This window comes from Janthinobacterium sp. GW821-FHT03A03 (genome assembly GCF_059421435.1).
The window spans coordinates 184,768-198,759 of sequence record NZ_JBWKUZ010000008.1; the positions used below are offsets into that span (position 1 = coordinate 184,768).

Genomic DNA, 13,992 nt, shown 5'->3' on the forward strand with positions numbered 1-13,992 from the left:
GACGGATACGCCAACATGCAGTTTGAAGTGCGCGCGCTCTCCACGGACGGGGCGGTAGCAACCCTGTCGACGTGCGTGATCGATGGCCGCGACGAAGCAGACGCGCGCCGCCAGGCCGAGGCGCGCGGCCTGTTCGTCAGCGCCATCCGCCCCGTGCGGGCCACGCCGTTCAGCGCCGCCGGGCGCCAGCGCGCGCGGGCCTTGCCGCTGCTGCTGTTCAGCCAGGAATTGCTGGCGCTGCTCAATGCGGGCCTGGGCATCGTCGAGGCGCTGGAAGCCTTGCTGGAAAAGGAAGCGTCGCCGGCCACGCGCAGCGTGCTCACGCGCCTGCTGGAAGGCTTGCGCGAAGGCAAGCGTTTTTCCGCCGTGCTGGGCGAGCAACCGGAGCTGTTTCCCCCCTTGTATATCGGCATCGTCAGGGCGGCCGAAGGCACGAGCGACCTGCCGCGCGCGCTGTCGCGCTACATCGACTACCAGCAGCGCATCGACACGGTGCGCGCGAAAATCGTCAGCGCCGCCATTTATCCGGCCATCCTGCTGGCCGTGGGCGGCGGCGTCAGCGCCTTCCTGATCAGCTATGTGGTGCCGCGTTTCGCCGAGGTCTACCAGGGCGCCGGGCGCAACCTGCCGTGGATGTCGCAAGTGATGCTCAGCTGGGGCCAGTTCGTCACGCAGCACGGCCTGTTGCTGTTGCTGGCACTGGCGTTCATCGGCAGCATCGTCGTCACGGCCGCGCGGCGCGCGCTGCGCAACGGCGGCGTGGCGCGCCTGCTGGCCAGGCTGCCCGGCATCGGCGAGCGCGTGCGCATCTATGAACTGTCGCGCCTTTACCTGACCCTGGGCATGCTGTCCGAGGGCGGCATCACCATCGTGCAGGCGATTGCCACCGTGCAGGCGATGGTTTCGCCGCGCATGCAGGCATCCTTGCAGCAGGCGCGCGCGGCCATCGAGGCGGGCCAGCCGCTGTCGTCGGCCTTTGAGCAGCATCAACTGACGACGCCGATTTCGCTGCGCATGCTGCGCGTGGGCGAGCGCACGGGCGACATGGGCCCCATGCTGACGCAGTCGGCGGCCTTCTACGACGGCGAAATCAGCCGCTGGATCGACCGTTTCACGCGCACCTTCGAACCCTTGCTGATGGCCGCCATCGGCCTGGTCGTGGGCGCCATCGTGATTTTGCTGTACATGCCCATCTTTGACCTTGCCGGCGATATTTCATGATGCCCACCGCTACCGAATCCGTGATGGCCATCGACCCCGCGCTGCTGCAGCAGGCGCGCGCCCTGTGCCGCCAATCGAAGCGCAGCCTGGTCGAGGAATTGCAGCACCTGAGCGGCGTCGACGCGCGCGCCGTGGTGCGCGAGCTGGCGCGCCCGTTCGGCCTGGACGTGCTGGAAACGGCCGACATGCTGGCCTATGCTCCCGCTTTCGAAGTGCTGCCCCTGTCGCAGGCGCTGGCGCGCCACAGCGTGCTGCTGCGCGGCGCCGATGGCCGGCTGGTGGGCGTGATCGCCGACCCCTTCGACCTGGACCTGCAAACCTGGCTGAATGCGCGCGCAGGGCAGGGGGGCGTGAGCATCCGCCTGGCGCTGCAGGCCGACATTGCCGCCTACCTGTCGAAGCAGGAGGAATCGGCGCGCGCCGTCGACAGCCTGCTGCCCGGCGCGGCGAACGATGCGCGGCGCGACGGCAAGACGGCGGCCGTGCTGTCGTTCGCCAGCGTCTCGGAAGCGGCCAGTCCGGCCGTCAAGCTGGTCAACTCGACCTTGTATGACGCGCTCAAGGCCGGCGCTTCCGACATCCACCTGGAAAGCACGGCCGGCGGCCTGGCCGTCAAGTACCGCGTCGACGGCGTGCTCGATCACGCCACCGCCGTCAACGGCATCGAGGTGGCCGAGCACATCATCTCGCGCCTGAAAGTGCTGGCCGAACTCGATATCGCCGAGCGCCGCGTGCCGCAGGACGGCAGCTTCCGCGTCGAGTCGGGCGGGCGCGAAATCGACTTGCGCGTCTCCATCATGCCCAGCATCCATGGCGAGGACGCCGTCATCCGCATCCTCGACAAGCGCGCCATGATCGAGGCCTACGGCGCCCTGACCCTGGAAGCGCTGGGCTTTGACGCGCCGTCGCTCGAAGCCCTGCGCGCGCTGGCGCAGGAAGCCTACGGCATGCTGCTCGTCACCGGCCCCACGGGCTCGGGCAAGACGACCACCCTGTACGCGGCGCTGACGGAAATCCACAACGGGCGCGAAAAGATCATCACCATCGAAGACCCCGTCGAATACCAGCTGCCCGGCATCCTGCAGATACCCGTCAATGAAAAGAAGGGTCTGACCTTCGCCAAGGGCTTGCGTTCGATTTTGCGCCACGACCCCGATAAAATCATGGTGGGCGAGATCCGCGACCGCGAAACGGCGGAAATCGCCGTGCAGTCGGCCCTGACGGGTCATCTGGTGCTCACGACCGTGCACGCGAACAATGTCTTCGACGTCTTCGGTCGTTTTACCCACATGGGCATCGACCCGTATGCGTTTGTTTCGGCCCTGAACGGCATCTGGGCCCAGCGCTTGATCCGCACCAACTGCCCCCATTGCGCGGTGGAGTACACGCCGGACGACGCAGAGCTGGCCAGCGTGGGCCTGGCGCGCGCCGATGTTGATGCATATCAATTCAAACAGGGCAAGGGCTGCGGCGACTGCCGCGGCACGGGCTACAAGGGACGCCGCTCGATCGCCGAGATACTCGTGCTGACCGATGAAATCCGCGAACTCATCGTCGATAAAAAACCGATCCGCCAGATCAAGGCGGCCGCGTATGCGAACGGCACGCGCAGCCTGCGCCTGGCGGCGCTGGAGCTGGTCAAGCGGGGCGCCACCACCATCGCGGAAATCAAGAGGGTCACCCTGCATGCGTAGAGGTTACGGAATAGGGCTGCGCCTGGGCGTGGCGGCGGGCAAGGTGAGCCTGTGGCGCAGCAGCCGCTGGCGCGCGCCCGCCTGGACGCCGCTGGGCGAGGCGGCGTATGCGCAAGACCTCGATCTGCACGGCGATTTTGCCGCCCTGGGCCGGGCGCTGGCGCAGTTGCTGGACCGCTTGCTGCCGGCCGGCGAGTACGCGGGCTGGCCTCTGTCCGTGGTGCTCGACGATGCTCTGGCGCGCCTGTGGCAGGTGGATCTGCCGCAAGGCGCCACGCGCCTGGCCGATATCGAGGCCGCCGCCGCGCTGCGCTTCCAGTCGCTGTATGGCGATGCGCCGGGACTGTGGCACAGCAGCATCGCCTGGAGTGCGGACGCGCCATTCTGCTGCGCCGTGCCGCGCGCGCTGCTGGCGCAGCTGACCCGCGCGACCGACGCCCGCAAGCTGGCCCTGATCTTTATTACGCCGCAATTCGCGCGCCACTGGAACCGCTGGCACGGCGCCTTGAAACCGGGCGCCTGGTTCGGCCAGCTGCAGGAGAACGTCTTGACCCTGGGCGTGCGGCACGCTGGCCGCCTGCTTGCCGTGCGCGCGCTGCCCGTGCCGCAGGATGCAGGCAGCGACTGGCTGGCGCAGACGCTGGCGCGCGAGGCGCTGCTGCGGGGCGTGCCCGCACCGGCGCTGCTGCAGCTGTGCGGCGCGCCGCCGCCCGCATGGCTGATGCCGGCGAAAGCGTTCCACTGCCAGATGCTTTCCACGCCGGACGGGGAAACCGCCTTGTCGCCGGCCGCGCGGCTGGCGCGCAGCGGAGGCCTGGCATGACGCGTCTCGATATCGATTTCGCACCACCAAATTGGCGCCGCGGCCTGTACCGCGTGCCAGCGTGGGCCTGGTTCACGGGCGCGCTGGGCGTGGCCTTGATCGCCACGGCAGCGTGGGCCGGCAGCGCCGCGCTGCAGCGCCAGCAGGCAAGCGAGGCGCAGTGGCGGCGCGCGCAGCAGCGCGTCGCGCAAGCCGCGCAAGGGCCGGCGCCTGCGCCGCAAGTGCCGATCGCGCCCGCGCAGGCGGCGGCCGTGAATGCGGCCATCCTGCAATTGAACCTGCCGTGGCGTGATCTGCAGGACGCGCTGGCCAGCGCCACGCCGCCCGCCATCGCGCTGCTGGCGCTGGAGCCGGACGCGCGCAAGCGCGTGCTGAAGATTACGGCCGAAACGACGGGCAGCGACGCCATGGTGGCCTACATCGCGCAATTGAAGCAGCAGGAGCTGTTTGGCTCCCGCGTGCAGCTGCTGCGCCATGAAATCAATGCGCTCGACCCGAACCATCCCCTGCGCTTCCAGCTCGAAGCGCGCTGGGGCGCGCCATGATGGCCCTCGACCTGAACGCGCTGCGCCTGCGCGCGCAACTGCTGTTGCGCCGCCTGGGCGTGCCGGCCTGCCTGGCGGCGGTCTTGCTGTTGCTGGGCGTGGCTGCGTGTGCCTGGGCCTGGCAGCAGCGCGCCGTGGCGGCGCAGCTGGAAGCACGCACCTTGCCGCAGCCGTCGCTGGCCGTGGCGGCCTTGGCGCCGCCGGCGACGGCCAGCGACAACCTGGCCCGTTTTTACGCCACCCTGGGACAGCAGCGCCACGCGGAGCAGCAGGTCAAGCAGCTGTTCGACCTGGCGGCGAAGCACGGCCTGGTGCTGGCGCAGGGCGAATATAAAAGCGGCTACGACAAGGCCGGCAGGGTCGCCACCTGGCAGGTGACCTTGCCGCTGAAGGGCAGTTATGCGGCCGTATGGCAGTTTGCGCTGCAGGCGCTGCGCGCCATGCCCTTCGCCTCGCTCGACGAACTGAGTTTTCGCCGCGAACAGATTGCCGACACGCAGCTCGAAGCGCGCCTGCGCCTGACTTTTTATCTGACCGACGCGCCGACGGATGCCGGAGGCGCGCCATGACGCCGCGCCATTATCTGTTGCTGGCCGGCGTGCTGGGCGCGGGCGCCTTGCTGCTGTTCGGCGAGCGCCAGCCCGTGGCCGAGGTGGCCGAAGCGGTGGAGCGGGCCGTCGCGCCCGCGCGCCATGCCGCCAGGCCGCCGACCGCGCAGCCGGCCATCCTGGCCCTGCTGCCGCGCAGCGAAGTGGCGGGCGAGGATGGCGACACCTTTGGCGGCGCCGATGGCGTCTTCCACAGCCAGAGCTGGACCCCGCCGCCGCCGAAAACGGTGGCGCAGGCCGCCCCGCCCCCGCCCCCGCCGATGGCGCCGCCGCTGCCTTTCGTCTACCTGGGCAAGGCGGCCGCCGACGGTGCCTGGGAAGTGTTTTTGTCGCGCGCCGACAAGACGTATATCGTGCGCGCCAATACCGTCATCGATGGCGCCTACAAGGTCGCGACGATCGCGCCGCCCGTCATGACGCTCACCTACCTGCCGTTGAACCAGGTTCAGCAGCTCAACATTGGAGTTTCCGAGTGATGCCTCGTTCCTTTTCATCGGCGCTGCTGCCGGTATTGCTGGCACTGCTGTCCGGCTGCGCAGGGCAGCAGGCCTACCGCGACGGGCGCGAGCTGATCGCGCAAAACCAGGTGCCGGCCGGCCTGCAGAAATTGCAGGAAGCGCTGCAGCAGGATCCCGGCAATGCGCAGTACCGCAGCGCCTATCTGCAGGCGCGCGAACGGGCCACCAGCACCGGCCTGCAGCAGGCCGAGCGCCAGGCGCAGGCGGGGCAGGGCGAGCTGGCGCGCGCTTCCTTTCTCGGCGTGCTCGAGATCGATGCGCAAAACGAGCGCGCCAACAGCGGCTTGCGCGCGCTCGAACGCGAGCAGCGCCAGGGGAAATTGCTGGCCGAAGCGCGCACGGCGTTTGATGCAAAACAATACGACCCGGCGCGCCAGCGCCTGAACGCCATCCTCACCGAGCAGCCGAATCACGCCGGCGCGCGCGCGCTGCTGCGCGAGGTCGATGAAAAGACGGCGCCGCCCATCGTCGAATCGGGACTGGCCAAATCATACAAGCAGCCGATCACGATCGAGTTCCGCGACGCGCCTTTAAAACAGGTGTTTGAGCTGATCGCGCGCCGCTCTGGACTCAATTTCGTCTTCGACAAGGACGTCAAGGCGGACGCAAAAACGTCGATCTTCCTGAAAAACAGCACGGTGGAATCGGCCGTCTACTTCCTGCTGGTGACGAACCAGCTGGAACAGCAGGTGATGGATGCGAACACGATCTTGATCTATCCCAATGTGGCGGCGAAATTGAAGGAGTACCAGGAAGTGCTGGTGAAAACCTTCTTCCTGGCGAACGCGGACGCCAAGCAGGTGGCCAATACGCTCAAGACCATTCTGAAGACGCGCGACGTGGTGGCCGATGAAAAGCTCAACCTCGTCATCGTGCGCGACACGCCCGAGGCGATCCGCCTGGCCGAGCGCCTGATCGCGCTGCAGGACGTGCCGGAAGCGGAAGTGGTGCTGGAGCTGGAAATCCTCGAGGTCAAGCGCAGCCGCCTGCTGGAGCTGGGCGTGGCCTGGCCATCGAGCCTGACCCTGACGCCTTTGAGCACCTCGGGCGGCGCCGGGCTGACCATCAATGACCTGAATAACCTGAACCAGCGCAGCATCGGCGTGAGCGACCTGTCCGTGACGGCGAATGCCAAGAAGACGGATGGCGACGCGAATATCCTGGCCAACCCGCGCATCCGCGTGCGCAACCGCGAAAAGGCGAAATTCGTCATCGGCGACAGGGTACCCGTGGTGACCACCACGATTTCACCGGGCACGGGCGGCTTCGCTTCCGAATCGATCAGCTACCTGGACGTGGGCCTGACGGTGAACGCGGAGCCGACCATCTATTTGAACAATGAAGTGGGCATCCGCATTTCGCTGGAAGTGAGCAACCTGGGGGCTGCCACCACCACCCGGAGCGGCTCGACGCTGTACCAGATCGGCACGCGCCAGGCGTCGACCATGCTGCAGCTGAAGGATGGTGAAAACCAGGTGCTGGCGGGCCTGATCAACAATGAAGAGCGCAGTTCGGGCAACAAGGTGCCGGGCCTGGGCGACATTCCCGTGCTGGGACGTTTGTTCGGCAGCAGCAAGGACGACAGCCAGAAGACGGAAATCGTGCTGTCGATCACGCCGCACCTGGTGCGCACGGTGCAGCGCCCGGAAGCGAAGGAGTCGGAATTTTCGGCCGGCACCGAGGGCAGCTTCCGCCGCCGTCCCGACATGGCCGTCAAGGCGCCCACGCAGATGCCGGGCACGGTGATCGTGCGTTCCGGCCCGTCGGCCGTCGGCATGCAGCCGGCGCCGGCGCAGCCGATGATGACGCCCGGCGCGCTGCCGCCGACCTTGCCGCAGAGCGTGCCCGCGCCGGAAGTGACGCCGTCGCCCGAGCCGGCCGCGTCGCCCTTGCCGATGTCGTCCGGCCAGCCCGTGCCGCTGCAGGCGGCGCCCTTGCCCCTGTCGTCGAGCCAGCCGGTGCCGGTGGCGCCGCCGCCCGCCAAATGAGACCGGCGCATGCACCAAGGCGATCCGGCGGCTTCACCCTGATCGAACTGCTGGTGACCCTGGCCATCCTGGGCGTGCTGGCTACCCTGGTGATCCCCGTCACGCAGGTGACGGTGCAGCGGCGCCAGGAGCAGGAGCTGCGGCGCGCGCTGCGCGAGATCCGCCAGGGGCTCGACGCGTATAAGCGGGCCGGCGACGAAGGGCGCATCGTGCGCGCGACCGACGCCAGCGGCTACCCGAAAAGCCTGGAAGTGCTGGTCGAGGGCGTGCCGGACCAGCGCAGCCCGAAGCGCGGCAAGATGTTCTTTTTGCGCCGCGTGCCGCGCGACCCGTTCAACGCGGATGCTGCCCTGAGCGACGCGCAAACCTGGGGCAAGCGCAGCTACGCCAGCGAAGCGGCCGCGCCGCGCGAGGGCGACGATGTCTACGATGTGTATTCCACGTCCGGCAAGACCGGTTTGAACAACGTGCCTTACCGTCTATGGTGAACCATGCCCGCTGAAAACGCCCCGCGCCGTGCGCGCGGCTTTACCCTGATCGAACTGCTGGTGGTGCTGGGCATCGTGGCGCTGCTGCTGACCCTGGCCGTTCCCCGCTACTTTCCCAGCCTGGACAAGGCGAAGGAAACCGTGCTGGCGGATAACCTGCGCAATCTGCGCACGACCATCGACCAGTTCCACGGCGATACGGGCCGCTATCCAGATTCCCTGGAGCAACTGGTGGACAAGAAATACCTGCGCGCCATGCCCATCGATCCCATCACGGACAGCGACAGCAGCTGGCTCATCGTGCCGCCGCCCGACGACACGCCGGGCCAGGTGTATGACGTGAAAAGCGGCGCGCCGGGCAAGGACCGCAGCGGCACGCCGTTCGCCGACTGGTAGCGGCCATGCCTCGTTCTGCGCGCCGCCAGCGCGGCTTTACTTACCTGGGCCTGATCATCGTGGTGGCCATTCTGGGCATGGTTGGCGCGGCCGGCCTGAAGATGGGCTCCTTGCTGCAGCGCCAGGCGGCCGAGCAGGAATTGCTCGATATCGGCGCCCAGTTTTCCGACGCCTTGTACAGCTATGCGGCCGCCACGCCGCCAGGCCAGCCGCAACAGCCGCCGGATCTGGCCGCCTTGCTGCGCGATCCCCGCTTTCCGCAAGTGCGCCGGCATTTGCGCAAGCTGTTCGTCGATCCCGTCACGGGGCGCGCCGAGTGGGGTTTGCTGTACCAGCCAGGCGGCAAGGGCATCATCGGCGTGCACAGCCTGTCGCAGGCGGCGCCTTTAAAGGTGGGCAACTTCGACGCCCGTTACACCGGTTTTGAAGGCAAGGCGCATTTCTCGGAATGGCGCTTCATGGCCGATGCCCGCCCGCCATCCGGGCAGTTTGCGGAACCGGCAGCCATGCCGGCTGGCAATGAAACCGCCATTGCACCGGACCTGCCGGCATCGCCGTTGTTTTCCCGCCCTGTTACTCCACCGCAAGAACCTGAGCCGGCTGAGCCATTTGAACAGCCTGAACCACAAAATCCCGCTGAAAACGCTGCAGAGCCGGTAGTTCCACCGTAAAGCACGGAAAAATAGATGAATGTGCTGGCAACTATTCTTCTGCAGAAATTCATAGATAGTGGCAAATATTTCATTTTGAAAATAGTTATCACATACGAAACTTAGATAAAATATTTATAATTAATTTGATGCAATTATGCTACCATTCCTGTCAGTACTTCCGGTACTAAAACTATTGGTGGCCTGCGCATCGCAGCCATAAATTACTTTTTAAGGGATAAACTATGAAATTGAAATTTATCGCTGCAGGCATCATGGCAGCAGCATCGTTCAGCGCGTCGGCAGCAACTTACGACCTGGGCATCCTGGACCCAACCGGTTCGGACACCCTGTCGGCTTTCACGACCAAGTTCGCCATCAATTCGGCGATCAATGATTCGTGGACCTTCCAGTTGCTGGCACCATCGTCGACCTCGTTCGGTGCATTGCAAACGTTCTCCGTGGCGAACGGCGCGATCAAGGATTTCGCCGCGACCCTGGTCGGCTATGGCAGCCTGGCCAAGAGCACGGCTGACGGCATCCAGAATCTGAGCTGGGCCGGTCAATTGGCCGCCGGCACCTACACGGTGCAAGTCACGGGCCTGACCCTGGTGAAAAATGTTCAATACGTAGGCACGGTTTCGGCCCTGCCAGTACCAGAACCAGAAACCTACGGCATGCTGCTCGGCGGCCTGGCACTGGTTGGCGCCGTGGCACGCCGCCGCGCCAAGAAAGCTGACTAAGCTTGCGCCGCAATGAAAAAAACCCGCTTCGGCGGGTTTTTTTTTGTCTGGATGGACAAGCTGCGCAGGACCAGGCGCCGGGTCGAAGACAGTACGGCAGTACGGCGAGACGCAGGCAACAACGTCCTGCGCAATCCGGACAAGCTGCGCAGGACTAGGCGCCGGGTCGAAGACAGTACGGCAGTACGGCGAGACGCAGGCAACAACGTCCTGCGCAGCTTGTCATGCGCTGCGCTTGAAGTCGCGGAAGCGGAAGCCAACGAGGAACAGCGTGGCAAAGTACGCCGCGCCGCACACGGCCACCACCATGGCCAGGGCGCCGGCCCGCAGCAGCGGATGGGCTTGCATGGCGATCCAGTCGATGCGTGTCGCTCCCAGGGCCGCCACGCCGCCCATGACGATGAGCGCCGGCAGCAGGCGCAGGAAAAACTTGGCCCAGCCCGGTTTCGGCTGGTAGATGCCGCGCTTGCGCAAGCCCCAGTACAGGAAGCTGGCATTCAGGCAGGCGCCCAGGCCGATCGACAGGGCCAGGCCGGCTACGGCGATGTAAGGCACGAACAGCAGATTCATCAACTGGGTGGCGATCAGCACGCCGAGGGCGATTTTGACGGGCGTGCGGATGTCCTGGCGCGCATAGAAGGCGGGCGCCAGGGTTTTCACGAGGATGATGCCGATCAAACCCAGGCTGTAGGCCACCAGCGGCTGCGTCGACATGGTCACCGATTCGGCCGTGAACTTGCCGTAGTGGAAGAGGGTGGCGATCAGCGGCGTGGCCAGGGTGGCCATGCCGACGGCGGCGGGCAGGGCCAGCAAAAAGGTCAGGCGCAAGCCCCAGTCCAGCAGGGCCGAGTATTCCGTCCTGTCGCCATCCACGTTCGCCTTTGACAGGCTGGGCAGCAGGATGGTGCCCAGGGCCACGCCCAGCATGGCGGTGGGGAACTCCATCAGGCGGTCCGCATACGACAGCCAGGAAATGCTGCCTTCCGTCAGGCGCGAAGCGATGCTGGTGTTGATCATCAGGCTGATCTGGGCCGCCGAGACGGCAAACACGGCCGGTCCCATTTTCTTCAGTACGCGGCGCACGCCGCCGTCGGACAGGCCGATGGCCGGGTTGATCGACAGGCGCGGCAGCATGCCGATCTTGATCAGCGCGGGAATCTGGATGGCCACCTGCAGCAGGCCGCCGGCGAACACGGCGATGGCCATGGCGTAGATCGGCTGTTTCAGGTAGGGCGCGAGGAACAGCGAGGCGGCGATGAATGACAGGTTCAGCAGCACCGGTGTAAACGCGGGAATCTTGAATTCGCGCCAGGTATTCAAAATGCCGCCGGCCAGGGCGACGAAGGACATGCAGCTAATATAAGGGAACATCAGGCGCGTCATCCACACGGCCGCATCAAAAGCGCCCGGGTCCTTGGACAGGCCCGTGGCGATCACGTAGACGAACCACGGCGCGCCGACGATGCCGATGGCCGACACCAGCAGGGTGGCCCAGACGAGGGTGGTGGCGACATGGTCGGCCAGCTGCTTGCTCGCCTCCTGCCCGTGCTGGTTCTTGTATTCCGACAAGATCGGCACGAAGGCTTGCGAGAACGCGCCCTCGGCAAACAAACGGCGCAGCAGGTTGGGGATGCGGAAGGCAACGATGAAGGCGTCCGTGTAGGCGCCGGCGCCAAAGGCGCGCGCGAACAGGCTTTCGCGCAATAATCCGGTTACACGGGACAGCATGGTCATGCTGGAAATGGCGGCGAGGGTTTTAAGCAAGTTCATGGGGGCAGATTATAGCCGGGCGCGGTACCGTTAAACGCTTAAAATATGGTAACAATTGCTGCCGATTCGCCCTTGCCAGGCCCATTTTCGGGTGTTTTTGGCATCAGGCACGGTTTTTTGATTTGCCCCCGCTTGAAAATATCGCTATAATCGAAGGCTGTACAGAATTCTGTTACGCAGACACTAATGTTTGACAGGCACTGGTTTGGCACACATGGTTCGGCAGACGCACAGAACGCACCGGTTGGCAAACACTAATGTTTGCAAACGCACTTTGACCCTGTTTTAGGAAATTCCATGGCAAATACCGCACAAGCGCGCAAACGCGCTCGTCAAGCAGTTAAGCAAAACGCACACAATTCGTCCCAACGTTCGACCTTGCGCACGGCTATCAAAGCTGCTCGCAAAGCGATCCAGGGCGGCGACAAGGCAGCTGCTGCTGCAATCTTCCAGGCATCCGTGTCGACCATCGACCGTATCGCTGACAAGAAGATCATTCACAAAAACAAGGCAGCTCGCCATAAGAGCCGTCTGGCAGCTGCTTTGAAAGCACTGTCCGCTTAATATTCGCCAGCAGGCAAGCCGCCAAGGTGGCCTTGCCTGTGCCGGTACGCTGGCACTGGTTGAAAAGCAAAAACCCGCAGATTTATTCTGGCGGGTTTTTTCGCGTTTTTTCGCGGCCGCGTCCGCCAGCGGCGGCTTGCCCCCGCCTAGCGTGCCGCCGGCAGGTTGCCGATGGCCATGCCCGGTTTGATATGGCGCTGACTGAACCAGCCCAGGTGCATTTCCAGCGCATAGCGCACGGGCACGGTCTTCGCGGAGCAATGGCTGTCCAGCGTGTGCGGCTGCATGTCTTCAATGTTGACAATCTTGCCATCCGCATCGATGAAGGCGACGGACAGGGGCAGCGGCGTGTTCTTCATCCACATGCATTGCGTCGATGGATTGCTGAAAACAAACAGCATGCCCGCATTGGCCGGCATTTTTTCGCGGTACATCAAGCCTTGTTCGCGCTGCGCTTGCGTGGCGGCCACTTCCGCCTGGATCAGATGCATGCCGGCCGATAATTGCAAGCTCTTGCCTGTTGGTGTTTGCGCTTGCGCAATGCTGGCGCACGCCGCCACGGCGATGGACAGGCTGAGACGACGAAGGGAATTTTTCATGGGGCGGGACGGAAGCTGCAAAGCGGCGATTAGGCCATGCTGGCGGCTGCCTGGTCAAGCATGCCGCCTGGGTGCGCCGAAAGCGTGGGGTGACAGCAACATCGTCGCTGCCGTCACCCCGGGGACCGTCCTTATTTCACGGGCTTGCCTGCGTCAGCGGCCGGCTGCGTCGTCTTGCGCGCCTGGGGAATCGGGCGCGGCGCATCGGTTGCGGCCGAGGCCTTGCTCGATGCGCGTGCTGCATCTGTCGCGGCCGACGCATTGACGGAGGCCGATGCCGGCGGCACCGGCTTGACGGCGTCGGTGGCGGCCGAGGCATGGCTGGCGGCCGAGGCGGGCGGCGGCTTGACGGCATCGGTCGCGGCGGAAGCGTGCACCTTAGCGCCCGATTGCGCCAGTGCGGCGCCAGCAAGCAGGGAGGCGGCCAGGGCGAGCATTACTTTTGTCATCATCTTTCCTTCTCAATAAGTTAAGGTGATGATGATTCTAGTGCATTATCTAAAAATAAATAGTGCTTATTGGTAAATTTCCAGAAGGAAAGCTATTTTTCTTGTCCCGTTCACGCTTTTCCGATGTTTTCGGCGGGTACTTCGCACCATTCGCCGGGCAGCAAGGGGTGGCTGGCCAGCGAAAAGGGGCCGATGGCGCTGCGCACGAGGCGCAGGGTGGGCAGGCCGACGGCGGCCGTCATGCGCCGCACTTGCCGGTTCTTGCCCTCTTTTAAGGTGATCGCCAGCCAGGACGTGGGCTTGTCGGCGCGCGCGCGGATGGGAGGATTGCGCGGCCACAGCCAGTCCGGTTCGGCGATGCGCACGGCCTTGCACGGCTTGGTGATGAAGTCGCCCAGGTCCAGCGGTGCCTGCAGGCGCGCCAGGCTGGCCGCGTCGGGCACGCCGTCGACCTGTACCAGGTAGGTTTTCGCTTCCTTGCGGTCCGGGTGGCTGATCTCATGCTGCAGGCGGCCGTCGTCCGTCAGCAGCAGCAAGCCTTCGCTGTCGGCGTCGAGCCGGCCGGCCGGATAGATGCCGGGTATGGTGATGTGGTCGGCCAGGGTGGCGCGGCCGTCCTGCGGTGAAAACTGGCACAGGACCTGGAATGGTTTATTGAAGAGAATGAGTGGCATGCTGGTGGCTTAATTGATGCAAACGATGGTGGCTGCTGGTTGGCGCCGCAAAAGCGTGGCGCCTTGTAAGATACTGGTGCATAATGTGAAATATTGGTCTTATGTCTTATAGAAGACTTGAGGCCGGCGTTGCGATAAGGTTCTTTGGCGCCGCGGCCGGTATTGCCATGCGGATGGCCTGGGTGTGCTTTCCCTGCTAAAGTGCGTTGTTGCTGCCATGTTCAGACTTGTTTTTGTAAACTCTGCAACCGCAGAGCGCGTC

At 64.9% G+C, this 13,992-nt stretch carries 16 protein-coding genes; 12 read left to right on the top strand and 4 right to left on the bottom strand.

Translation table 11 applies throughout. The features are described from left to right. Positions 1 to 15: 15 nt before the first annotated feature. The 11 genes from AC07VI_RS17240 (at position 16) to AC07VI_RS17290 (ending at position 9,674) form a co-directional block, all read left to right on the top strand. Positions 16 to 1,221 (top strand): type II secretion system F family protein, encoded by a 1,206-nt coding sequence (locus AC07VI_RS17240; RefSeq protein WP_086148412.1) that lies wholly within the window; start codon positions 16 to 18, stop codon positions 1,219 to 1,221. Next, entirely contained in the window at positions 1,218 to 2,915 is a 1,698-nt protein-coding gene (locus AC07VI_RS17245; protein ID WP_226936447.1) for a GspE/PulE family protein, read from the top strand. Before AC07VI_RS17240 ends, AC07VI_RS17245 begins: the two co-directional genes overlap by 4 nt. Further along, entirely contained in the window at positions 2,908 to 3,738 is an 831-nt protein-coding gene (locus tag AC07VI_RS17250; RefSeq protein ID WP_139842670.1) for a hypothetical protein, read from the top strand. The genes AC07VI_RS17245 and AC07VI_RS17250 overlap by 8 nt, the downstream gene beginning before the upstream one ends. Continuing rightward, entirely contained in the window at positions 3,735 to 4,283 is a 549-nt protein-coding gene (locus AC07VI_RS17255) for a hypothetical protein (RefSeq protein WP_099374607.1), read from the top strand. The genes AC07VI_RS17250 and AC07VI_RS17255 overlap by 4 nt, the downstream gene beginning before the upstream one ends. After that, complete coding sequence (locus AC07VI_RS17260; protein ID WP_086147376.1) at positions 4,280 to 4,852, top strand: hypothetical protein; 573 nt, start codon at positions 4,280 to 4,282, stop codon at positions 4,850 to 4,852. Before AC07VI_RS17255 ends, AC07VI_RS17260 begins: the two co-directional genes overlap by 4 nt. Next, complete coding sequence (locus tag AC07VI_RS17265) at positions 4,849 to 5,367, top strand: hypothetical protein (protein WP_099374605.1); 519 nt, start codon at positions 4,849 to 4,851, stop codon at positions 5,365 to 5,367. Before AC07VI_RS17260 ends, AC07VI_RS17265 begins: the two co-directional genes overlap by 4 nt. Further along, complete coding sequence (locus AC07VI_RS17270; RefSeq protein ID WP_086147374.1) at positions 5,367 to 7,397, top strand: secretin GspD/PilQ domain-containing protein; 2,031 nt, start codon at positions 5,367 to 5,369, stop codon at positions 7,395 to 7,397. Before AC07VI_RS17265 ends, AC07VI_RS17270 begins: the two co-directional genes overlap by 1 nt. After that, positions 7,394 to 7,885: a type II secretion system protein gene (locus tag AC07VI_RS17275; RefSeq protein WP_086147373.1), complete on the top strand. Its 492-nt coding sequence runs from the start codon at positions 7,394 to 7,396 to the stop codon at positions 7,883 to 7,885. The genes AC07VI_RS17270 and AC07VI_RS17275 overlap by 4 nt, the downstream gene beginning before the upstream one ends. Positions 7,886 to 7,888: 3 nt before the next feature. Further along, positions 7,889 to 8,281 (top strand): type II secretion system protein, encoded by a 393-nt coding sequence (locus tag AC07VI_RS17280; protein ID WP_086147372.1) that lies wholly within the window; start codon positions 7,889 to 7,891, stop codon positions 8,279 to 8,281. A gap of 5 nt (positions 8,282 to 8,286) precedes the next feature. Next, positions 8,287 to 8,952, top strand: coding sequence for a type II secretion system protein (locus tag AC07VI_RS17285; RefSeq protein ID WP_492992978.1), 666 nt, complete (start codon positions 8,287 to 8,289; stop codon positions 8,950 to 8,952). 224 nt (positions 8,953 to 9,176) lie between these two features. Beyond that, positions 9,177 to 9,674 (top strand): FxDxF family PEP-CTERM protein, encoded by a 498-nt coding sequence (locus AC07VI_RS17290; RefSeq protein WP_086147370.1) that lies wholly within the window; start codon positions 9,177 to 9,179, stop codon positions 9,672 to 9,674. Between the two features lie 222 nt (positions 9,675 to 9,896). Here the strand turns inward: AC07VI_RS17290 and murJ are convergent, their stop codons facing one another. After that, positions 9,897 to 11,444: a murein biosynthesis integral membrane protein MurJ gene (gene murJ, locus AC07VI_RS17295; protein ID WP_492992980.1), complete on the bottom strand. Its 1,548-nt coding sequence runs from the start codon at positions 11,442 to 11,444 to the stop codon at positions 9,897 to 9,899. 297 nt (positions 11,445 to 11,741) lie between these two features. On the opposite strand from murJ, the gene rpsT reads away from it, so the two are divergent. After that, positions 11,742 to 12,008 carry a 30S ribosomal protein S20 gene (gene rpsT / locus AC07VI_RS17300; protein WP_010395935.1) on the top strand — a complete coding sequence of 89 codons (267 nt, stop codon included), beginning with the start codon at positions 11,742 to 11,744 and terminating at the stop codon, positions 12,006 to 12,008. Positions 12,009 to 12,154: 146 nt separating this feature from the next. Here rpsT and AC07VI_RS17305 read toward each other — a convergent pair whose 3' ends face one another. The 3 genes from AC07VI_RS17305 to AC07VI_RS17315 all read right to left on the bottom strand — a co-directional run bounded on the left by AC07VI_RS17305 (position 12,155) and on the right by AC07VI_RS17315 (position 13,730). Further along, positions 12,155 to 12,607, bottom strand: a complete 453-nt coding sequence (locus AC07VI_RS17305) for a DUF192 domain-containing protein (protein WP_492992982.1) — start codon at positions 12,605 to 12,607, stop codon at positions 12,155 to 12,157. A 131-nt stretch (positions 12,608 to 12,738) separates the two neighbouring features. Continuing rightward, a complete protein-coding gene (locus tag AC07VI_RS17310) occupies positions 12,739 to 13,059 on the bottom strand; it encodes a hypothetical protein (RefSeq protein WP_492992984.1) in 321 nt (106 codons plus the stop codon). 107 nt (positions 13,060 to 13,166) lie between these two features. Beyond that, the gene (locus tag AC07VI_RS17315) at positions 13,167 to 13,730 is read right to left on the bottom strand and encodes a pseudouridine synthase (RefSeq protein ID WP_086147367.1); all 564 of its coding nucleotides are present in this window, start codon (positions 13,728 to 13,730) and stop codon (positions 13,167 to 13,169) included. Between the last annotated feature and the right edge of the window lie 262 nt (positions 13,731 to 13,992).